Raw genomic sequence first — 20,961 nt, 5'->3', positions numbered from 1 at the left:
ATCGTTCATTTATTTTTGTAATCGGGAGAACAATTGAAGACATGCAAGTCGAGGCGGAACAGCCGGCCCGCAGAAAGGGCGACGAGACCGCGCGCCGTGTGCGCGACGCGGCGCTGAAGCTGTTTGCACGCCATGGCTATGCGGCCGTCTCCGTCCGCCAGATCGCGACCGACGTCGGCGTTCAGCCGGGCGCCCTCTACAATCACTTCCCGACCAAGCAGGACATATTACGCGATCTGATGCTGGCCCATATGGCCGACCTGCTGGCTGCCTGGAACAAGGACGAGGTCACCAGGTCTCCCGGCGAGGACCCGCTGGACGCCTTCGTGCGCTTCCACATCCGCTATCACCTGGAACGCGCCGACGAGGTGTTCGTCGCCTATATGGAACTGCGCAACCTGGAGCCGGAGAATTTCGCGGAAGTCGAGGCCGCCCGCCAGCAATACGAAAAAATCCTGTCCGACCTTCTGGAAGACGGCGTCCGGGCCGGACGCTATGCCGTCGCCGACCCGAAGGTCGCCACCCGCGCCATCATCGCCATGCTGACCGGCATACCGACCTGGTACCGGCCCGGCCGAGGCCTTTCCAGACAAGACATCGAAACCCTTTATCTGACGATGGTGCGCAAGTGCGTGGCACCCGAAACGTCGAAACCCACGGGAGACGGATGACATGAGCATCCTTAAATCCAGCCTGTCCCCGCGCAGCGCGGAATTCGCCGCCAACCGCAAGGCCCATGAGGACGCCCTCGACCTGGTGCGCTCCGCAGCGCAGGCCGCCCTCGACGGCGGCGGTGAAAACGCGCGCCAGCGCCACGTCTCCCGCGGCAAGATCCTGCCGCGGGAGCGCGTCTCCCGCCTGCTCGATCCGGGTTCTCCCTTCCTGGAAGTCGGCATGCTCGCCGCCCATGACATGTATGACGGCGCAGCCCCTTCGGCCGGCATGATTGCCGGCATCGGCCGGGTGGAAGGCCGCGAGGTGATGATCCTCGCCAACGACGCCACGGTGAAAGGCGGCACCTACTATCCCATGTCGGTGAAGAAGCACCTGCGCGCCCAGGAGATCGCCGAGCAGAACAACCTGCCCTGCGTCTACCTGGTGGATTCCGGCGGCGCCAACCTGCCGAACCAGGACGAGGTGTTCCCGGATAGGGATCACTTCGGCCGGATCTTCTACAACCAGGCCAACATGTCGGCGAAGGGCATTTCCCAGATCGCCGTGGTCATGGGCTCGTGCACCGCCGGCGGCGCCTATGTGCCGGCCATGTCGGACGAGACCATCATCGTCAAGAACCAGGGCACGATCTTCCTGGCCGGCCCGCCGCTGGTGAAGGCGGCAACCGGTGAGGAAGTGACAGCGGAAGATCTCGGCGGCGGTGATGTTCACACGCGGTTGTCGGGCGTGGCCGACCATCTCGCCCGCGACGACGCCCATGCGCTCGCCCTTGCCCGCCGTGCGATCGCCAGTCTCAACCGGATCAAGCCGGCGAGCGTGGAACGGCAGACGCCGGAAGATCCGCTCTACGACCCGGACGAAATCCTCGGCGTCGTGCCCGGCGACCTGAAGACCCCCTACGATATCCGCGAGGTCATTGCGCGCACCGTCGACGGCTCCCGCTTCGACGAATTCAAGGCGCGCTACGGCACTACGCTGGTCTGCGGCTTCGCCCATATTCACGGGCTGCCCGTCGGTATCATCGCCAACAACGGCGTGCTCTTCTCCGAGAGCGCGGTCAAGGGCGCCCACTTCGTCGAGCTGTGCTCCCAGCGCAAGGTGCCGCTCGTCTTCCTGCAGAACATCACCGGCTTCATGGTCGGCCGCAAATACGAATCCGGCGGCATTGCCAAGGACGGCGCCAAGCTGGTGACCGCGGTCGCCACCACCAAGGTGCCGAAGATCACCATGCTGGTCGGCGGCTCCTTCGGCGCCGGCAACTACGGCATGTGCGGCCGCGCCTACAGCCCGCGCTTCCTGTGGACCTGGCCCAACTCGCGCATTTCGGTGATGGGCGGCGAACAGGCCGCCGGCGTGCTCGCCACCGTCCGCCGGGACGGCATCGAGCGCAAGGGCGGCTCCTGGTCAGCGGAAGACGAGGCTGCCTTCAAGCAGCCCATCATCGACCAGTTCGAGGAACAGGGCCATCCGCTCTATGCGTCGGCCCGCCTCTGGGACGACGGCATCGTCGATCCGCGCAAGACCCGCGACATCCTCGGCCTGTCGCTGTCGGCCGCCCTCAACGCCCCGATCGAAGACACGCGCTTCGGCCTGTTCAGGATGTAGGAGGGTTATCCGAGATGTTCCGCGGCACCCTGAATGATGTTTTCGAAATCAGCGAGACAAGTACCGTCCCGCTAAAGGGCACATCCCTGGAATTTCAACCGTCGGAAGGAGAACTCGCCGAAGGCGATCAAATCCGGATTGGCTCCGAGATCATTGATGTCGTGAAAGTTGACACCATTCGCAAAGATAATGACTGCCTGACCAGCGAGAAATTTGAAAAGCCGAGGCAAACAACCCTTGTTTTAACAGCTCTGAACAGGAGCGATTTGAGCAGGTATCTCACGCAGATTGCGCGTTCGATTGACCCCGGCGAAGGAGGCAAGTGAACATGTTCAGGAAACTCCTCTTTGCCCGCGTCCGAAGAAATGTCGGCCGACCTTTGAGTTGCGCCGACCATCGCTTCGGCCTGTTCAGGATGTAAGCCCATGGACAAGATCGAAGTCATTCAGGGCGACATCACGAAGCTGGAGGTCGACGCCATCGTCAACGCCGCCAATTCGTCGCTGCTCGGCGGCGGCGGCGTCGACGGCGCGATCCATCGCGCGGCCGGACCGGAGCTGGTTCATGAATGCAGGCTGCTTGGCGGATGCAAGACCGGAGATGCAAAGATCACCGGTGGCTATAACCTGCCCGCCCAATACGTCATCCACACGGTCGGACCGGTCTGGCGCGGCGGCAACGACGGCGAGCCGGCCCTGCTTGCCTCCTGTTATGCGACCTCGCTCAGGCTCGGCGCCGAGAAAGGTTGCAAGACCTTCGCCTTCCCGGCGATCTCGACCGGCATCTACGGTTACCCGGCCGATCAGGCGGCGGAGATCGCCGTCAGCACCATCCGCGAGACACTCACCGATCTGCCTGAGATCGAAAAGGTGGTCCTCGTCGCCTTCGACGCTTCAAGCAAAACCCACCTCGAATCCGCTTTGAGGAGAGCTCAATCGTGATGTTCAGGAAAATCCTCATTGCCAACCGCGGCGAGATCGCCTGCCGGGTCATGGAAACCGCCAGGAGGCTCGGCATCCGCACGGTCGCCGTCTATTCCGATGCGGACGCCAATGCGAAACACGTCGCCATGGCCGACGAGGCCTTCCGGCTCGGCCCCGCACCCGTCGGCGAAAGCTATCTGAAGATCGACGCCATCATCGACGCCTGCCGCAGGAGCGGTGCGGAAGCAGTCCATCCGGGCTATGGCTTCCTGTCGGAAAACCCGGTCTTCGTCGACGAACTGGCAAAGGCGGGGATCGCCTTCATCGGACCGAGCGCCGACGCGATCCGCGCCATGGGCCTGAAGGACGCCGCCAAGGCGCTGATGGAAAAGGCCGGCGTGCCGGTCGTCCCCGGCTATCACGGCGACAACCAGGACCCGGCGTTCCTGAAAGGTGAGGCCGACAAGATCGGCTACCCGGTCTTGATCAAGGCGCGCGCCGGCGGCGGCGGCAAGGGCATGCGCCGGGTCGACGACCCGAAGGATTTTTCAAGCGCCCTTGAAGGCGCGCAGCGGGAAGGCGAGGCCAGCTTCGGCGACGGCCGGGTGCTGATCGAGAAATATCTGACCAAGCCGCGGCACATCGAGATCCAGGTCTTCGGCGACAACCACGGCAATGCGGTGCACCTGTTCGAGCGCGACTGTTCGCTGCAGCGCCGCCACCAAAAAGTCATTGAGGAAGCGCCTGCCCCGGACATGCCGGAGGATATGCGCAAGGCCATGGGCGAGGCCGCCGTTACCGCGGCCAAGGCCATCGACTATTCCGGCGCCGGCACCATCGAGTTCATCGCCGATGTCTCCGAGGGGCTCAGCGCCGACCGGTTCTATTTCATGGAAATGAACACCCGGCTTCAGGTGGAGCACCCGGTGACCGAAATGATCACCGGCGAGGACCTGGTCGAGTGGCAGCTTCAGGTCGCCGCCGGCAATCCCCTGCCCAAGACCCAGGAGGAGATCAGCTTCTCCGGCTGGGCCTTCGAGGCCCGCCTCTACGCGGAAGACGCCCCCAAGGGCTTCCTGCCCGCAATCGGCACGCTCTCCCATCTGCGGTTTCCGGAAGGTTCCGTTCGCATCGACAGCGGCGTGCGGTCCGGCGACGAGATCACGCCTTTCTACGATCCGATGATCGCCAAGGTGATCGTTCGTGGGGCCACCCGCGATACGGCTCTCGCCAAGCTGCTTGCGGCCCTGGAGGAAACGGAAGTCGCCGGTTGCGTGACCAACGCCGCCTTCCTGGCAAGCCTGTGCCGTCATGAAGGCTTTTCGAAGGGCGATGTCGACACCGGCCTGATCGACCGCGATCTGCAGAGCCTGATCGCCGAAGCGCCCCCGTCGGACGAAGCCATTGCGCTGGCCGCGCTCGCAGCCCTCGGCCTGACCGAGCCGCGCAAGGGCGCAGATCCCTGGGACAGCCTCGCCGGCTGGCGCATGTGGAGCGCATCGCGCCAATACGCGCTTCTGGAAATCGACGGCGAGCGCCGCGACGTCGAGGTGCACGCGCTTGGAACGGGCCGGTTCACCGTCCATCTGGGCGAAGAACCGCAAACCTACGACCTGCGCGAGATCGATAACGGCACCATCGTCTTCAATTGCAACGGCGCCCGCCGGTCCGCCTCGATTGCCATGGGGCAGGGCGATGTCACCGTCTTCTTCGGCGGCGACGCACACAGTTTCGGCCTGCCTGACCGGCTCGCGGGCGAGGACGAGGCCGCCGGGGCCGGCGACCAGCTCATTGCGCCCATGCCGGGACTGGTCAAGCTGCTGCAGGGCAAACCCGGCGACACGGTCACAAGGGACCAACCGCTCGTGGTCCTCGAAGCCATGAAGATGGAACACACGCTGAAGGCCCCGCGCGACGGCGTGATCGGCGAGGTGCTGGTGACCGCAGGAGAACAAGTCCAGGACGGCACCGTGCTTCTGGTGCTTCAGGAGGAGGAAAGCGATGCTGCCTGAGGCCTCGACCTACGATGAGCTCGCCAGCCGCTTCTCCTGGGACATTCCGGACGCGTTCAATATCGGCACGGCGGTTTGCGACGCCTGGGCCGACAGGGAGCCGGACCGCGAAGCCCTCGTCTTCGCCGAGGAAGGCGGCGCGAGCACGAGCTACACCTATGCCGACCTGAAACGGCGCTCCAACCGGCTCGCCAATTTGTTCGCGTCACGGGGCGTCGCGCCGGGCGACAGGGTGGGCGTGCTGCTGCCGCAGACGCCGGAAACGGCCTTCGCCCATATCGCAGCCCTCAAACTCGGCGCGATCACCATCCCGCTGTTCACCCTCTTCGGCGACGAGGCGCTCGCCTACCGCCTCGGCAATTCAGGCGCCAAGGTCGTCGTCACTGATACCGGTGGCGCGGCGAAGCTGGAAAAGATCCGAGGTGAGTTGCCGGAGCTGCAGACGGTCTTCTGCATCGACGGCGCTCTCCATGGCGCCGAACATCTGGCCCCCGCCATGGCGGATCAGCCGGAGACCTTCACGCCGAGACAGACAAAAGCCGACGACCCGGCGATCATCATCTACACCTCCGGCACCACCGGTCAGCCCAAGGGCGCGCTGCACGGCCACCGGGTCCTGCTTGGCCACCTGCCCGGGGTGGAGATGAGCCACGATTTCCTGGGCCAGCCGGGCGACCGCATCTGGACCCCGGCCGACTGGGCCTGGATCGGCGGCTTGCTCGACGTGCTGATGCCGGCGCTTTATCTGGGCGTTCCGGTTGTTGCCTGCCGCTTCAGGAAATTCACGCCCGAGGCCGCCTTCGACCTGCTGGAGCGCGAGAAGATCCGCAACACCTTCCTGCCGCCCACCGCGCTCAAAATGATGCGCCAGGTGGAAAGCCCAGAGACGCGCTGGACGCTGAACCTGCGTTCCGTCGCCTCGGGCGGCGAAACCCTGGGCGCGGAACTGATCGACTGGGGCCGCAAGACCTTCGGCCTGACCATCAACGAGTTCTACGGCCAGACCGAATGCAACATGATCGTCTCCAGCTCGTCCGCGATCATGGAGGCCCGCCCCGGCATCATGGGCCGCGCCGTACCCGGCCACGACGTCAACGTGGTCGATGACAAAGGCACCATTCTCGGCGATGACGAACTGGGGAACATCGCGGTCCGGCGTCCCGACCCGGTGATGTTCCTCGGCTACTGGAACAACCCGGACGCGACGCAGAAGAAATTTGCCGGCGACTGGTTGCTCACCGGCGACACCGGCATGCGCGATCGTGAGGGCTGGATCCGCTTCGTCGGCCGCGACGACGACGTCATCACCTCGTCCGGCTACCGCATCGGACCGGGCGAAATCGAGGACTGCCTGCTGAAACACCCGGCCGTCGCCCTTGCCGGTGTCGTCGGCAAGCCGGACCCGCAGCGGACCGAAATCGTCAAGGCCTTCATCGTCCTGAAGGACGGCGTGACCGGCAGCGACGAATTGGCGAAGGAAATTGCCGATTTCGTCAAAACCCGCCTTGCGGCGCACGAATATCCGCGCGAAATCAGCTTCGTCGATGCCCTGCCCATGACCACCACCGGCAAGGTGATCCGCCGCGAATTGCGTGACCGCGCCACACGAGAAACGAAAGCCTGAGACATGTCCGACTTTGTCACCATCTTTGAAATGGGCCCGCGCGACGGGTTGCAGAACGAAAAGAATTTCGTTCCGACCGAAGACAAGATCCGGCTGGTCGACATGTTGTCGGACTGCGGGTTCCGCAAGATCGAGGTCACCAGCTTCGTCAGCCCCAAATGGGTGCCGCAGATGGCCGATGCGGCGGACGTCATGGCCGGCATCCACCGCCATCCGGGCGTCTTCTACACGGCCCTGACCCCGAACGTGAAAGGCTATACGGCGGCCCGCAACGCCTATGTCGACGAGGTCGCCATCTTCGGTGCGGCTTCCGAAGGCTTTTCGAAGAAGAACATCAACTGTTCCGTCGCCGAAAGCATCGAGCGCTTCAAGCCGCTCATCGAAAAGGCCCACGAAGACGGCATGCCGGTGCGCGGCTACATCTCCTGCGTCACCGACTGTCCTTATGACGGTCCGACCCCGCCGGAAGCCGTCGCCCGGGTGGCAAAGCTGCTTCACGAACTCGACTGCTACGAGATTTCCCTCGGCGACACCATCGGCGCCGGCACACCGGAAACGATCGCGCGCATGCTCGACGCGGTTCTGGCCGAGGTTCCGGCCGACCGCCTTGCCGGCCACTATCACGACACCAAGGGCCGGGCGCTGGAGAACATCGAGGTCAGTCTCGAAAAAGGCCTGCGCACCTTCGATTCCGCCATCGGCGGTCTCGGCGGCTGCCCCTATGCGCCCGGCGCCAAGGGCAATGTCGCAACGGAAGCGGTCGCGGACCTGATGATACAACAGGGCTTCGAGACCGGCCTCGACATGGCAAGGCTCGCCGAGGTTTCGGCCTTCGCCCGAAGCCTGAGGAGCGACAGCGAATGAGTTTCGAAACCATTGCGATCACCACCGACGACCGTGGCGTCGCGACGCTTCTTCTGAACCGTGCCGACAAGCACAATTCCCTGTCCGCGCAGATGATCGACGAGCTGGCGGAGGCCGCGCGGCAGCTTGCCGCCGACGAGGCCGTGCGCGTGGTCGTTCTGACCGGCGCCGGCGCAAGCTTCTGCGCCGGCGGGGATCTTGGCTGGATGCGCGAACAGTTTACCGCCACCCGCGAGACCCGCATGGCCGAGGCACGCAAGCTGGCGATGATGCTGAAGGCCCTCAACGAACTGCCCAAGCCGGTCATCGGCCGGGTGCAGGGCCAGGCCTTCGGCGGCGGCATCGGCATGATGAGCGTCTGCGATACGGTGGTCGCGGTCGAGGGTGCCAAATTCGGCCTGACGGAAGTCCGCCTCGGCCTGATCCCGGCGACGATCAGCCCCTATGTTCTGGCCCGCATGGGCGAGGGCAAGGCGCGCCGCGTGTTCATGTCCGCCCGGATCTTCGGGGCGCATGAGGCACGCGATCTCGATCTCGTCGCAAAGGTCGTGCCAGCCGAAGACCTGGATGCGGCCGTGGAAGCGGAAATAAAACCCTACCTTGGCGCCGCCCCCGCGGCGGTTGCCGCCAGCAAGGCGCTGGCGCGGTCACTCGGACCGGACATGTCCGACGCCGTCATCGACGACACCATCCGCCGCCTGGCCGATACCTGGGAAACACCCGAGGCGCAGGAGGGCATCTCCGCCTTCTTCGACAAGCGCAAGCCGAACTGGGTCGCCTAGGTCATCCCAGGCGCGTTCGCCGGCAAAGCCCTCTTCCCTCACATCGTCATCCCGGCCAAGCGAAGCGCGAGCCGGGACCGGCGAGCCGAGGCGGTAAAGTGGAAAATCGGACCGAACCGTTAGTGCGGAGGCGCTCCGGTCCCGGATAAAACCTGACGGTTTTTCCGGGATGACGACCGATAGAATTTATAGTCCCGCTCAGGTCTTGCTCTGCCGGTATTTGCGGACCGTGGCTGCGATCCGGGCGACGTCGAGCTGTTCGCTCTTCGGCTCCGGCGCCCGGCCGTAGAGCTTCTCGCGGGTCTTGCGGATCTTTTTGCGCTGCCGCTCGCTGAGGTCCTCCGGCAGGTCGACCCCGGCGCGGTCCATGCCGATCAGGATCCGTTGCAGATCGGGGATCACCTCCGAGGACACCGCGAATTCCGACCCGTCCTTGCGGGTGAAGACCAGGGTCTTGGTCTGTCTCTCCCCCGACAACAGCGCCACCTTGCCGCGGTTGGAGGAGCCTATCGCCGAAAGCAGCCAGCCGATGCCACCCCGCGCGCTCCACACCCGCACACGAACCCCTTTCAGGTCCACGTAAGGGACCCTTGCCCGAAGGCCGAGCTGGGCGAATTCGAAGCCGTTGCCGAAAAAACGCATCCACGAGGTTTCCTGCCGGACCGCGATCATGAATATCGGGAAGGACAGACTGGCCGGGACGAGCAGGACCGCAAACAGCACCAGACCGGTACCCGAGCCGTAGATCGCGCCCAGGAACGACAGGGAAAACAGGGAAATACCCACCGTGAAGCCGATCGCATCGGTCACCCAGACCGGCGGTTTGGGCACCGGCTTCACCGCCCCCTTCGGCACCTTCGGCCGCGGCATGGCGGTATAGATGCCGACGCCCGCGATCAGGCAAAGCAGACCGCTCAGGGGGCTCAGGAAACTGAGCGTACCGACGATGCCGAGCACGCCGAGTATAAGCGGCAGCAGACGTCTCAGAAGCTCAAGTTTCGCTGACCTGCCCACTATGGCCTCCGATTGACCGGGCTTGAGGATCATGGATCGTGACGCGCACTTTGATTCGATCCCCGATATGACGGCGATAAAAGTGAATCCGCTTCATTCGCAGGTCAAGAAATCTCCCGCTTTCCTCTGGGGATTCCCTTTCGTGCAGGACAAGCCGGAAAGCCGTCTCCTGTCATGAATGCAATATGAACGACCGGTTCAGTCCGGGTTCCGGATGCGGTTGCTAATCCTGTTTCTGTCATCAGCAAGCGGCCTCGCCGCAACAAACCAGAGCAGAGGAAAGTGAACCATGACCCGGAAATTCATCATCTCGACCGCAACCGCCGTCGCCCTCACCGTCTTCGCAGTCCCCGCCATGGCAGGCGGCATCACCATCGATCAGTTCGGGTTCGGCAATTCCGCCGGCGGCGAACAGACCGGCTTCGACAACGTCATCGGAGTCTTCCAGAACGGCCTGCACAACAATTCGGTCACGCACCAGTTCGGCAATCACAACACCGCCGCCATCGGTCAGGACGGCATCAACAATGACGCCGACATCTGGCAGAACGGCCACGGCAATTCCGGCGGCGTCGGTCAGTTCGGCGCCAACCACACCGCGGTCCTGACCCAGGACGGCAACGGCAACGTGGCCGCCGGCGTCCAGGTCGGCAACGGCTGCAACGCCAACGTCTCCCAGTCCGGAGGCGGCAATGTCGCGGCCTTCGTACAGACCTGCCCGTAACCGCACACCGGCACGTTCTCCCGACACCACCCTCGACGGACCGGGCACGGCCCGGCCGTCGCCGGAAAGGAAAGAGCCATGTTGAAATATTCCAGACCCGCCCTTGCCGGCCTCCTCGTCGCCCTTGCAGGCGTCACCTTGTGGACTGCGGACGACAGCCAGGCAGGCAGCGAAACGACCCGCTGCGAAATCACCGCAACCGTCAGCGGCGGCATGATCGCCCTTGCCGGTCATGTGGACGCCGGCCCCGAAGTGTCCGGCACCTACCGGCTTACCGTTCAGGGTTCCGGCGCCAGCGGCAACACCAGCATCAGCCAGGGCGGCCGGTTCACCACCTCAGCCGATGGCTCCGCCACGCTTGGCAAGGTGATGCTCGGCAACTCCGGCGCCGTCTATGAAGCGGACCTCAAGATCGCCATCGGCAGCGATACCCATAGCTGTTCGGAGACCTTCGGCGGCCGCATCTGATCAACCCCGTCCAGTATTCGACCATTACAGAACCTGAAGAGGAAAGACCCATGAAAACCGCAATCGCAAAAACCCTCACGGCAGCCACCATCGCCACCTTCGTTTCCATCGGCTCGGCCTTTGCCGGCGGCTCGATTTCGATCAACGTCGCTCCGACCGATGCCGACCAGGCAACTGCCGTGCGCGCCGGCCTGGCCATGTATTCCGTCTTCAACGGCATCAAGCAGGGCGGCGGCATCAAGCAGAACGGCTTCGGTAATGTGGCCGGGGTCCTGCAGAACGGCTTCGGCAACAACGCCGTCGTGCATCAGGAAGGCAACGGCCATAACGGCACCATCCAGCAGAACGGCAACAACAATTCCTACGGCCTGTTCCAGTTCGGCGAGGGCACCGACGCCCACATTGCCCAGAACGGCAACGGCCAGACCGGCGCTACCTTCCAGTTCGGCTGGTAAGACGATGTGCGGCAGAACCCGACCCGGCGGCCTTTGACATGTGCCGCCGGGTTTTTCGTTTACCTCAGGATCTGCAATTTTTCCTCAAGGCGCTCGCGGATCTGCCCCGCCGTCGGATCCTTGGTTTCCTGCGTTGCCACAGAGATGAGGAGTATGGCGTTTTCTTCTTCGAGCACCACCGCCCTGGAGGAGACCGTCAACATCTCACCCGTTTCCTCTCCCGTAGCCATGGACTTAACCTTGGTCGCCCCCTGGCCGCTCGCCGTCATCCGGCCCCTCCATTCTGACTCCACCGCATGAAACGTCGGCAAGACGATTCCATAGGTTTCCATGGACAGGCTCACGGTTCGGGACGCATCCTCGCTCGGCTCCACCGGTCCCGTACTCAGTTTGAGAAATCGAAGGACGATAATTTTATCGATGGACATACGGTAAAATATCGCGACCGCATCGACCTTCTTGCCGTCGAGATCCGTTTGATAAGGAGCACCTTTGGTGAATTCGCCATCCCAGAGGATTTTCACGTGGAGGTCCGGGAAGACCTGGTCAACAGGCTTTCCGGCCCAGACCGGGTTGGCGAGCTTTCTGATTCTGGCCTGTGATTTTTCGATGTCGGCCAAGGTCTGATCCATCATCGAGGCCGTTATATGGAAAGGATTGGCCGGATCCAGGGCAAGGGACAATTCCGCCCCGGGCTTGATCGTTTCGTCTTCGCTTTTGATGTCGGCTTTCCAGTCATTTTGCGTGCTTATCTCGTCGAGCGCCGCAAGCGCTTCCGCCTTTGCCGTTTCGTATGCCGGTGTTTGCACAAACTGTCCGGCCTCCTGGGAGGCCTTCCTGCTGTTCCAGACTTCCTGTTCGAACGTCAGGTAACCAAGCGTCGCCCTTTCCAGACGCTTGATATAGGCATCTCGATCCTGATCGTTTTTGAAGCCCGCCCCCGGCATGGTCGACCAGAATTCCGCATGCATTTCCTTCGAAAGGTAGCCGCCGATCTTAAAGGCAGCCTCCCAGATCCCCCATTGCCGGGCAGATAAATCCGCTTCCGCGCGTGCAGGCATGCAGAGGAGCAGCCCCATGACGAGCGGGAGAAGAAGGCTTCTGACAAGCGTCGACACCATGTTCATGCATCCCCAGGTTGTTCTTTCTTTGTTCTTCTCGCAATAAAAATTCGCCTTGTCAATCAGCCTGCCCCGGACCGGAAAAGACGGACTGTCCGGGAAGCCTTTCCGCACGGCTCCGCGATAGCGACTGATGCCATCGGCAATTGAGACCCGCGCGGTCTGGAAGCGGCAGAATTCGGAAATCGCCAACACGTCTGAATATTCAGATGCTTGAGAATTAAGCGGAATTCGTAGTTCGGAATATTTGTGGAACTCCGCGGTTCAGTGAAATCGAGCAAATTTCATAAGCTTAGTTGAAAGGAATTTGAGGTATGTCTCTCCACTAGTTCGCGCTGTATAGAGATTTGTATGCTACCTATAGTATTAGACTTTATGGCCTCGAACGCGGTGTCGTTTTTGCAGGAAGAACTTCGGTCGCAGGGCTTATTTCTAAGATCAGGCGATGACTTTGCGGTGTTTTCCGGATCTCTGCGAGGCATCGACAGAAGTCTGACCGAGCATTTTTCGGTTCAGTATCAGACCATCATGCCGCCGCAGGGTTTCTGGATCATGCTGACCGACGAATGGGGGATCCCTGCGGGCACGGTAGCCGCTCGCCTGGACGATCTCGGCCCCACGTCGCTCGCCGATTTCTGGAAAATTTATCTGCCGAGAACCTACACGGCCGAGGATGGAAAACCGGTCGAACTGAAAGAACGGCAGCCGTCCTTCTGCCAGGAGACAAGGGGCCGGATCATCTATCTGGGGGAAATGTGGGTCGCCGAACGGTATCGCCACCGCGGTGTCGCCGCCACGCTTGCCAAGCTGATCCAGGTGAAGGCCTTCCAGCGGTTTTCACCGGTGACCGGCCTTTATGTGTGGATGCGGCCCCAGCATGCGTCGGCCGGCTTTGCCCAGGCCTGCGGCTTCCAGACCATCGTGCCGGACGCCATCAAATGGTCCAGGCCGCCTGCGGCACGGGATAAAAATATTTCCGTGAGTGAACTGTGGCTGGCAGGAAATTCTGCCGCGGCGCTTTCCGATCTTGTTTACGACCTGTCAGACGAGATTCAACGAGGTTGGTAGTCAGCAACAGGTGGCGCACGCCCTTGGGATTGCGGTAGGGCAGGATCAGCCGCTCGTAGAGCAGGTCGAAGGTATCGCCTTGCTCGTTCGTATAATTCGACGCGACAATGGAATAATTCGGCAGCCGGTTCACCGCGGCATCGCGATAGGCCAGATGGGCAAAACGCCGGTAGTCTTCGCCGATACACTCGTCGATCGCCACGAGGTCCTCGGCATCCTTGCCCGTGACCAGGGCGGTGAGCGTATTGACGCCACAGCTCAGGATGGGCGGCGTGATGGTGCCGTGATCGGCACCGTCAAACCAGACGACATCCCTCGCGAACTTGATCAGTTCCGCGTCGGGAGTGCCTTTGGTTCTGGACCAGTGCCTGAATAGATCCCGTGCCCGTTCTCCACCTGCGCCGTGGGGGATGTAGCTGGGGTTCAGGAACTCAATGAATCTCTGTGTCATCCGTGGAGTTCAACTGGCTACGCGCGAGCATCAGGTCTTTCCGACACTCGGACAAGATCATCATCTTATCGTCTCGTGTCAGGTTATCCAAGCTCGGCAATCCTGTGATGTTTACGACATGCGACAGCACAGAATAGAAGATACCGAGACTATCCACCTCGCGCACGAAACAAGCGAATGCTTCGTCAACGTTGCTTTCTGCCTGCTCATATTTATTTTCGGGAGAATAATCCATTTAACACCATGCTAATCTAGATTTCATTGCACCCCGGAATTTCTCTCCACTATACTCACATAAATGGAAAGAAATCTTTACCGGCCTGTCGTCCTGAGGGCGATTTCGTCAGGCGGTTCAAGCGAAAAACACTTGTTCCAGCCGGCTTGGATCAAAAGCCCAATTGCAGGATGTGATTGATCCGCGTGAATTTCACGCGATCAACAAGCTTTACGTTTCAGTAACTTTATCTGCATGCACTCGTAAAAATTTCCGAGCAGGGAGACATCTAAAGGTTGTGGTGCACTGCGACAACCCCAATCCGTTTTCTTGCCTTTCAATTGGTAAACCGGAACCGGAAAATTGAAGAGAACCAGTTGTGGAGATGCCGGATTCGTTACCCGTTTACCGAAATGGGTCACCTTCAAGGAGGAGAGCCGGACCGGAGCGAAATTGCCAAATCCAGATGAGAAAATTCGGCTGACCGACTTCCCAGGTCATGGCCCGGGATATGTCGACCTGAATTGGAAAACCGGGCAGACAATCGACAATCGTGCGGCGTGAGGGTGTAGCGCATGGCTCCGGTTCGAACTGTCGGGTTGGATCGTCTCCAGCCCGTCTGGATGACGGAAGCCGCCTGGAAAACAACGCTCGAAGCCCTGAACGATCTTGTGCCCAGGGCCCTCGATTCAGCGACCGAAGCCCGCCGAGTAGGGAAGCCAGGTTGCGAGCTGCGGGAAGAGGACCAGAATGAGCAGCCCGAGGATCATCAGCAGGACGTAGGGAAACGCGCCACGAACCACATCGCTCAAGGGCGCATTGGTGATGCCCTTGATGACGAACAGGTTAATTCCGACCGGCGGGGTGATCATTGCCAGTTCCAGATTGATCATCAACAGGACGCCATACCAGACGAGGTCGATATTCAGCGCGTGCATTGTCGGCAGCAGAATTGGCGTCGTGATCAGGATGATCGCGATGGATTCGAAGAACATGCCCATGATGAAGATCATGGCCATGACTGCCAGCATAAAGCCGAAGGGTCCGAGACCCATATGGGAGACCATCTCGGTCACGCCGACCGGAAGCCGGATGATCGTGATGGCATGTCCGAACATCGCGGCGCCTGCGATGATCATGAACACCATCATCGAGGTCTTCATGGATTCATAGGCGCAATGCCAGAGATCGCGGAAGCCGAAATTCCGGCAGACGAGCACGGCGACGAGCAGCGCGTAGACCGAACCGGCCGCAGCGGCCTCGGCGGCGGTGAAGATACCGATATAGATGCCGCCCATGACCACCGGTGGCGCCAGAACGGCCCAGATCGACTTCCGGATGGCCGCAAGTATTTTGTCGCGCCCGGCGAACGGAGGCCGCTCGCCGCCGCGCCGGGTCGCGCTGATGACCGAGTAGGCCGCGAAGATGAGCGCCAGGAGAATCCCCGGTATGATCCCGGCCAGGAACAGCGCCCCGATAGAGGCCTCCGACACGATGGCATAGAGGATCATCGGGCCTGACGGCGGGATCAGAATGCCCAGGGTGCCGCCGGCCGCGACCACGCCCAGCGCTTCCCGTTTCGGATATCCGAAGCGCTGCATCTGCGGGATTGCGCTCGATCCGACCGAAAGCGCCGTTGCGACGGAAGAACCGGAAATGGCGGCGAAAATCGTACATGCCATGACGGTCGCAACGCCGAGACCTCCGCGCACGTGCCCGATCAGGGTGTGGGCCATGTCATAGAGATCGTCGATCACCTTGGCGCGTATCATCACGTTCGCCATGAAGACGAACAGCGGAATGGTCGTCAGGATCGGTTTGTCCAGATGCGCGTAAACCGTGTCCGCGACCGAACCGATGTTGCCTTCGAATATCAGAAGGATCGCCGTTGCCGTCAGACCGAGGGCCGCAAAGATCGGAATGCCCGTCAGCAGAAGCAGGATCAGGCCTGCGAAGATCAGCAAGGCCGTCATTTCCGCGTTCCCCGAAACATGCGCCCCAGGAGCCGCGCGACAGCGAACAGCGCCAGAAGAATCCCTCCGATGAGCAAGGGGACCTGCGGGATCCAGGACGCGATCTCGATAGACCCGGAGGTGTAGGAATCGAAGCTGATCGCGAAATCGATTGCGTCCCAGGTGCTGACAATGAGGGCGGCGGAGAACGCGATCACGCAGAGGTCGCTCCAGACTGCCTGCACCTTTCGCATGGGTCGCGACAACCGCCCGGTCAGAAGATCGATCGAAATGTGGTTTCCGCCTCTGTAGGCTTCCGTCACGCCGAGCATGACGAGCGCGACGAGGACATAACCTATCAGGTCGTCGATCCAGACCGGCGGCCGGTCCAGGACATATCGCATGAAGACGGAATAGGTCGTCAGGCACAGAACCGCGAGGATGAGCAACGCGCTGATGGCGCCACCGAGCCAGACGATCGGTGTGGCTATCCGTTCCGGAATCGGGGCGGCCTTTGCCGCCCCGTGTGCATTTGTTCCCGGTGACATGGCCTCACGAGCCTGAACGCAGTTTGTCGATCAACTCAAGCAGCTTCTGGCTGTCCGGGTCATCTGCCTTGAAGGCCGCGTCGAAGGCAGGGCGCATGACGGCTTCCATGGCCGCGTTTTCTTCATCGGACGCAATATGAACGCTGGCGCCCTTGGCCTCCAGTTCGCCAGGTGCCGCAGCAAGCGCGCTTTCGGCCGCCTCGACAGCCCAGCCTGCTGCCTCGTGTCCCGCTTCGTCCAGAGCCTTCTTGGCCGTATCGGACAGGCCTGCATAAAATTGCGGGTTCACATATCCGTGGAGGAATACGGAGATGACCGGGGAGACAACGAAATGATCCTGGACCTCATAGTACTTTCGCGAAACGGCGGCGTCGGTGCCGGTCATGGCGCCATCGAGGATACCGGTCGCCAAGGCCTGGTAGACCTCTGATCCGGGCAGTGCTGTCGGCGAAGCGCCGAGAGCCGCCAGGCCCGCATCGAAGGCCGGCGTCAGGCCGCGAATTTTCATACCCTCGAAATCAGACGGCTTCGACAGGAATTTTCCTTTCGAGGTAAAGACCGAGCTGTTTGTCTGGAACAGCCAGACGACATTCTCCACCCCTTTCGAGCGCAGCTTTTCTTCCAGGAAATTTGCCGCTTCCGAACCGTCCCAGTTCTTCCAGATCTTCAGATCCGAGAAGGCATATGGCGCCGTGGTCACCGTCATGATCGGCAGGGTCTTGCCCCACTGGAACTGGACGGAGAAAGCGCATTCGATGCTGCCTTTCGCCGTGGCGACGATGTTTTCCTTCGCACCGACAAGGCTGTCGGCGCCGAAGATCTGGACATCGATTTCTCCGTTCGACAGCTTTTCGACTTCTGCCGCCCAGCGGTCGATCACCTTTGCCACGGTGTGGGCCGGCGGCAGCTGGTGGCTGCAACGCATCACGGTTTCAGCCGATGCGGCAGCCGTTCCGCCAATAGCCATGACCGCCGCAAGGGCAGTCGATACGAGCAAGGATTTCATTTTTGGGGTCCTCCCTATCAGGTCTGATTTGATTGAGTGGCTCAGGCCACCGGTCGGCTGCCTCCTCGCAGCCACGAGCTGTCAGGCAGCGCTTGCACGCCAGTCCAACGATTTCGGCGGTCTTGCTTTCGCAAGCGCGCCATAGAGCGTTTCCTCCGGCATAGCCTTCGCCGGAATTGCGCGCGTTTCGATGATTTTTTCCAGATCGATACCTGTGTCGAAGCCCATGGTTTCAGCCAGATAGATCAGGTCCTCCATCACCACGTTTCCGGTCGCGCCCGGAGCGAAAGGGCAGCCGCCGAGACCCGCAAGAGACGCATCGAACACCCGGCAACCGGCATCGATCGCAGCCGCCGCATTCGCAATGCCCATACCGCGCGTATCGTGAAAGTGCATGACGTAAGGCAGATCGCCGATCCGTTGCTCCATACGTCGGCATAATGAAGCGACCTGCCGCGGACCGGCGAAGCCGACCGTATCGGCAAGACCGACCATGTCGGCACCGGCTTCGAAGCAGCGGTCGACCATCCGCATGACATTGTCCTCGGGGACAGCGCCGGACAGGGAGCAGCCGAACGCCATGGCGATGCCAGCGTTGATGATCGTGTCCTTGCCCGATGCGTCGCGGAGTTTCACAACGTTGGCGATTTCCGCCAGGCTCTGCTCCTGGGTCCGGCGTACGTTGGCCTCGTTGTGGGCCTGGCTTGCGGACACCACAACGGTGATTTCTCCGACCGGCGTTGCCAGTGCGTCGGTGGCGCCGCGCTGGTTAAGGGCCAGAGCAACGCCATGCGCATCGCCATGTTTATCGACGGCGGCAATGACGTCCCGGACATCGGCAAAGCGTGGCACCTTGTCGACCGGCAGGAACGATCCGACTTCGAAGTAACGCATACCGGCCGCATACTCCTGGTCGATCCAATCAATTTTCTGGGCCGTCGTCGGCCAGTTCTTTGTGAGTTGCAGACCGTCACGCAATCCGACTTCCCGTATCGCAATGCGGTTTCTTGGGTAAGCTTGGAAAACATCGGGCATGGTTATTCCGCCGCCTCCACCTTGAGAGCACCGAGGATCTCGGCGTTGTTCTCGCCAATCGACGGAATATCCACGCTCTCCGACACGATCGGGCGGCCGTTCATTTCAACGGGCAGAGCGGGCGCGCGGAAGTCCTTCTTATCGGCGTAATGCGAGGTGAACAGACCGCCTGGACGATTGACGTGCGGGTCGTCATACATTTCGGCGGGGCGGGCGACGGGCGCAAAGAGGAGGTCGTTCTCTTCCATGATCCGCACCATCTCGGCGAACGGATGGGCGGCGACCTTCTCTGCGATCTGGGGCAGTGTCCAGTCGCGAGCCGCGATCTGGTCTGGCCGCGATTGCAGGCGCGGATCGTCGAGCAGATGTTCAAGTCCAAGTCCCTTGCAGAGCTTCTCCCACTGGCCGTCCGTCGCGGCGCCGACAAATATCTGCCGGCCGTCACGCGTCGGGAAAAGGTCGTAAACAGGCCAGGAAAACACGCGTTCCGGCATCGGCGGCGATTCCGTCCCCTCGATGTCGTACTGAACCATGTGCTGGGCGACGAGCAGCAGGCAGTTTTCGAAAAGGCCGGAGCGGATCGATGCGCCTTCGCCCGTTTTGTCCCTGGCGATCAAGGCCGCCAGAACACCGAAGGCGGCAAAGAGCCCCCCCATGATGTCATTCGCCGAGGAGCCAATGCGAAGCGGCCGGCCGAGAGGTCCGGTCATATAGGCCATGCCGGTCATCATCTGCACCACCTCGTCCATCGCGGCGCGATGCTCATAGGGGCCCTTGAGGAAGCCTTTGCAGGACGCAACGATGAGCCTGGGGTTCTTCTCGCGTAACTGTTCGGGCGCCAGCCCCATCTTCGCCAACGTTTCATCGCGGAAATTCTCGACGAAAACGTCGGCGGTCTTCAGCAGGGTGTGCAGCTTGGCGAGGTCGTTCTCGTCCTTGATGTTCAGGGTGACGGATTTCTTTCCGCGGTTGAAGGTCGGAAAGAACCCGGCCCCCATGCCGGTCAAGTTTCTGGTCTTGTCGCCCTCCGGCGGTTCGATCTTGATCACTTCGGCGCCGAGAAACGCGAGGAACATGCCTGTCGACGGCCCCATGACCATATGGCTCATTTCGACCACGCGAAGGCCTTCCAGGGGACGTCCGGATGTCATCGCTTCCTCCTCAGATTTCTTGACGACGGAATATGAAGAAAAGGAAGCGGTCGGAAAATAATATCCTTTAGAAGGATACGTTCTCGAATATAGAATGATGGCATGGACACCAGACAACTCAGATATTTCGTGGCCGTCTGCGAATTTCGGAACCTTTCGCATGCCGCCGATCACTGCAACACGGCAGCATCGGCGCTTAGCCATCACATAGCGAGCCTGGAAGCCGAACTCGAAACAAAACTGTTCACGCGCAAACCCAGGGGAATGGAACCCACAGCTGCCGGCTTGAAACTGCTTGCGCACGCGCAATTCATACTCTCGGCCTTCGAGACGGCCGCATCGGACATCAAGCATGGCCTGGCCGAAGTCTCCGGTAACATCTCCATCGGCATGCCGTTCTCGGTGATCAATGTCATCGGGGGAGTGCTTATGCGGAAGGTCATCGAGGATCTTCCGCGCGTCAGGTTGCTGATCAGGGAGGGGTTGTCGGCGGTGACCTACAACTCGCTTCTGACCGGGGAAGTCGAGGCCGCCCTGATCTTCAATCCTCCGCCGGATTCACAGACGTTGAGAACCCCGCTGCTCGAAGAAGAACTCTTCTGCATCGGTCACAAGGATATTGTCGGGAGCTCCAACGATCCGATCAGGCTTGAAGATATGGCTGAACTTCCCGTTGCGCTCCTGCAAAGCGGGTCTCTGTCACGTGCTCTGGTCGACCGTCCGGCGGAACTGGTGAAGCTGGACTCTCAGGCCCGCATTCAACTGGCCTCGATCGCGGGTACGCTAAGTGCACTGAAGGAAGGACTGGCGTGTACGCTGGCCCCCAAGGTGCTGGTCAGCGACGACCTGAAAAGCGGTAAGCTCGTCGCTCGTGAAGTGACCGACCCGAGGCTTCTCCGCACGCTCTATCTCGTTACGGCACTGGATGCAAAGCCGACTTTCCTTCGCGAGAGGATTACCTCGCTCGTCGTCGATCTGGTGCGCGAAGCTGTTCGCGAAAACCTCTGGGACGGCGCACGGCTTATCGAATCCTGAAGTCCGCTCGAATCGCTTCAGATGCACATCCGCGGCAGTTCGTTGGGATCGAGCCATAGTTTGGTCAGCAGTGGACGCGCTCAAGCAGGCTAAAGGCCGATAGCGCGTGCCCGACCTGAGAGATAGGTGACAAAACGTTCCGGACACATAGGTAACACTTTTCGTTTTTGCGGGAGGTGTCGATGCCGTGGAAAGAGGTGTCCGTTATGGAGGAACGTCTTCGCTTCGTCGCCC

At 61.3% G+C, this 20,961-nt stretch carries 22 protein-coding genes and 1 pseudogene; 15 read left to right on the top strand and 8 right to left on the bottom strand.

Annotated features, from left to right (window positions below):
* The first annotated feature begins 41 nt into the window (after nucleotides 1–41).
* From HK439_RS22990 to HK439_RS22955, 8 genes are all read left to right on the top strand, one after another.
* Nucleotides 42–671, top strand: coding sequence for a TetR/AcrR family transcriptional regulator (locus tag HK439_RS22990; protein WP_190293832.1), 630 nt, complete (start codon nucleotides 42–44; stop codon nucleotides 669–671).
* 1 nt (nucleotide 672) lies between these two features.
* The gene (locus tag HK439_RS22985) at nucleotides 673–2,280 is read left to right on the top strand and encodes a carboxyl transferase domain-containing protein (protein ID WP_190293831.1); all 1,608 of its coding nucleotides are present in this window, start codon (nucleotides 673–675) and stop codon (nucleotides 2,278–2,280) included.
* 14 nt (nucleotides 2,281–2,294) lie between these two features.
* Entirely contained in the window at nucleotides 2,295–2,606 is a 312-nt protein-coding gene (locus HK439_RS22980) for a hypothetical protein (RefSeq protein WP_190293830.1), read from the top strand.
* 99 nt (nucleotides 2,607–2,705) lie between these two features.
* Nucleotides 2,706–3,221, top strand: coding sequence for an O-acetyl-ADP-ribose deacetylase (locus HK439_RS22975; protein WP_190293829.1), 516 nt, complete (start codon nucleotides 2,706–2,708; stop codon nucleotides 3,219–3,221).
* The gene (locus HK439_RS22970; protein ID WP_190293828.1) at nucleotides 3,221–5,215 is read left to right on the top strand and encodes an acetyl-CoA carboxylase biotin carboxylase subunit; all 1,995 of its coding nucleotides are present in this window, start codon (nucleotides 3,221–3,223) and stop codon (nucleotides 5,213–5,215) included. Before HK439_RS22975 ends, HK439_RS22970 begins: the two co-directional genes overlap by 1 nt.
* Nucleotides 5,205–6,839, top strand: coding sequence for an acyl-CoA synthetase (locus HK439_RS22965; protein ID WP_190293827.1), 1,635 nt, complete (start codon nucleotides 5,205–5,207; stop codon nucleotides 6,837–6,839). Before HK439_RS22970 ends, HK439_RS22965 begins: the two co-directional genes overlap by 11 nt.
* Before the next feature lie 3 nt (nucleotides 6,840–6,842).
* Entirely contained in the window at nucleotides 6,843–7,703 is an 861-nt protein-coding gene (locus HK439_RS22960) for a hydroxymethylglutaryl-CoA lyase (protein ID WP_190293826.1), read from the top strand.
* The gene (locus HK439_RS22955; RefSeq protein ID WP_190293825.1) at nucleotides 7,700–8,485 is read left to right on the top strand and encodes a crotonase/enoyl-CoA hydratase family protein; all 786 of its coding nucleotides are present in this window, start codon (nucleotides 7,700–7,702) and stop codon (nucleotides 8,483–8,485) included. Before HK439_RS22960 ends, HK439_RS22955 begins: the two co-directional genes overlap by 4 nt.
* A 198-nt stretch (nucleotides 8,486–8,683) precedes the next feature.
* On the opposite strand, the gene HK439_RS22950 is transcribed toward HK439_RS22955, so the two are convergent.
* Nucleotides 8,684–9,499: a hypothetical protein gene (locus HK439_RS22950; protein WP_209012018.1), complete on the bottom strand. Its 816-nt coding sequence runs from the start codon at nucleotides 9,497–9,499 to the stop codon at nucleotides 8,684–8,686.
* A 289-nt stretch (nucleotides 9,500–9,788) separates the two neighbouring features.
* Here HK439_RS22950 and HK439_RS22945 point away from each other — a divergent pair, with 289 nt between their 5' ends.
* From HK439_RS22945 to HK439_RS22935, 3 genes are all read left to right on the top strand, one after another.
* Nucleotides 9,789–10,223: a curlin gene (locus tag HK439_RS22945; RefSeq protein WP_190293824.1), complete on the top strand. Its 435-nt coding sequence runs from the start codon at nucleotides 9,789–9,791 to the stop codon at nucleotides 10,221–10,223.
* Between the two features lie 78 nt (nucleotides 10,224–10,301).
* On the top strand, nucleotides 10,302–10,691 hold the full coding sequence (gene csgH, locus HK439_RS22940) for a curli-like amyloid fiber formation chaperone CsgH (protein WP_190293823.1): 390 nt from the start codon (nucleotides 10,302–10,304) through the stop codon (nucleotides 10,689–10,691).
* A 50-nt stretch (nucleotides 10,692–10,741) separates the two neighbouring features.
* Complete coding sequence (locus tag HK439_RS22935; RefSeq protein ID WP_190293822.1) at nucleotides 10,742–11,146, top strand: curlin; 405 nt, start codon at nucleotides 10,742–10,744, stop codon at nucleotides 11,144–11,146.
* 59 nt (nucleotides 11,147–11,205) lie between these two features.
* Here HK439_RS22935 and HK439_RS22930 read toward each other — a convergent pair whose 3' ends face one another.
* Complete coding sequence (locus HK439_RS22930; protein WP_190293821.1) at nucleotides 11,206–12,462, bottom strand: hypothetical protein; 1,257 nt, start codon at nucleotides 12,460–12,462, stop codon at nucleotides 11,206–11,208.
* A gap of 261 nt (nucleotides 12,463–12,723) precedes the next feature.
* Between HK439_RS22930 and HK439_RS27285 the strand changes: the two genes are divergently transcribed.
* Nucleotides 12,724–13,335 carry a GNAT family N-acetyltransferase gene (locus tag HK439_RS27285; protein ID WP_190293820.1) on the top strand — a complete coding sequence of 204 codons (612 nt, stop codon included), beginning with the start codon at nucleotides 12,724–12,726 and terminating at the stop codon, nucleotides 13,333–13,335.
* 431 nt (nucleotides 13,336–13,766) lie between these two features.
* Here HK439_RS27285 and HK439_RS22920 read toward each other — a convergent pair whose 3' ends face one another.
* The gene (locus HK439_RS22920) at nucleotides 13,767–14,021 is read right to left on the bottom strand and encodes a hypothetical protein (RefSeq protein WP_190293819.1); all 255 of its coding nucleotides are present in this window, start codon (nucleotides 14,019–14,021) and stop codon (nucleotides 13,767–13,769) included.
* A gap of 342 nt (nucleotides 14,022–14,363) precedes the next feature.
* Here HK439_RS22920 and HK439_RS22915 point away from each other — a divergent pair, with 342 nt between their 5' ends.
* Nucleotides 14,364–14,564 carry a hypothetical protein gene (locus HK439_RS22915; protein ID WP_190293818.1) on the top strand — a complete coding sequence of 67 codons (201 nt, stop codon included), beginning with the start codon at nucleotides 14,364–14,366 and terminating at the stop codon, nucleotides 14,562–14,564.
* 125 nt (nucleotides 14,565–14,689) lie between these two features.
* Here HK439_RS22915 and HK439_RS22910 read toward each other — a convergent pair whose 3' ends face one another.
* The 5 genes from HK439_RS22910 to HK439_RS22890 form a co-directional block, all read right to left on the bottom strand.
* Complete coding sequence (locus HK439_RS22910) at nucleotides 14,690–15,973, bottom strand: TRAP transporter large permease (RefSeq protein WP_190293817.1); 1,284 nt, start codon at nucleotides 15,971–15,973, stop codon at nucleotides 14,690–14,692.
* The gene (locus HK439_RS22905; RefSeq protein WP_190293816.1) at nucleotides 15,970–16,500 is read right to left on the bottom strand and encodes a TRAP transporter small permease; all 531 of its coding nucleotides are present in this window, start codon (nucleotides 16,498–16,500) and stop codon (nucleotides 15,970–15,972) included. Before HK439_RS22905 ends, HK439_RS22910 begins: the two co-directional genes overlap by 4 nt.
* 4 nt (nucleotides 16,501–16,504) lie before the next feature.
* Nucleotides 16,505–17,506 (bottom strand): TRAP transporter substrate-binding protein DctP, encoded by a 1,002-nt coding sequence (gene dctP, locus HK439_RS22900; RefSeq protein ID WP_190293815.1) that lies wholly within the window; start codon nucleotides 17,504–17,506, stop codon nucleotides 16,505–16,507.
* An 81-nt stretch (nucleotides 17,507–17,587) separates the two neighbouring features.
* Entirely contained in the window at nucleotides 17,588–18,541 is a 954-nt protein-coding gene (locus tag HK439_RS22895; RefSeq protein WP_190293814.1) for a hydroxymethylglutaryl-CoA lyase, read from the bottom strand.
* A gap of 2 nt (nucleotides 18,542–18,543) precedes the next feature.
* Complete coding sequence (locus tag HK439_RS22890; protein ID WP_419247600.1) at nucleotides 18,544–19,635, bottom strand: CaiB/BaiF CoA transferase family protein; 1,092 nt, start codon at nucleotides 19,633–19,635, stop codon at nucleotides 18,544–18,546.
* A gap of 159 nt (nucleotides 19,636–19,794) precedes the next feature.
* On the opposite strand from HK439_RS22890, the pseudogene HK439_RS27400 reads away from it, so the two are divergent.
* Nucleotides 19,795–19,917 (top strand): annotated as a pseudogene (locus HK439_RS27400) (LysR family transcriptional regulator); the annotation flags it as partial.
* A 39-nt stretch (nucleotides 19,918–19,956) separates the two neighbouring features.
* Entirely contained in the window at nucleotides 19,957–20,727 is a 771-nt protein-coding gene (locus HK439_RS22885) for a LysR substrate-binding domain-containing protein (RefSeq protein WP_235988073.1), read from the top strand.
* The last annotated feature ends 234 nt before the right edge of the window (nucleotides 20,728–20,961 follow it).

Origin of the sequence: Roseibium aggregatum (assembly GCF_014692675.1) — a bacterium.
GTDB classification, from domain to species: domain Bacteria; phylum Pseudomonadota; class Alphaproteobacteria; order Rhizobiales; family Stappiaceae; genus Roseibium; species Roseibium aggregatum_C.
The sequence above is the reverse complement of the archived record's forward strand: the minus strand, read 5'-3'. Positions and strand labels throughout refer to the sequence as shown.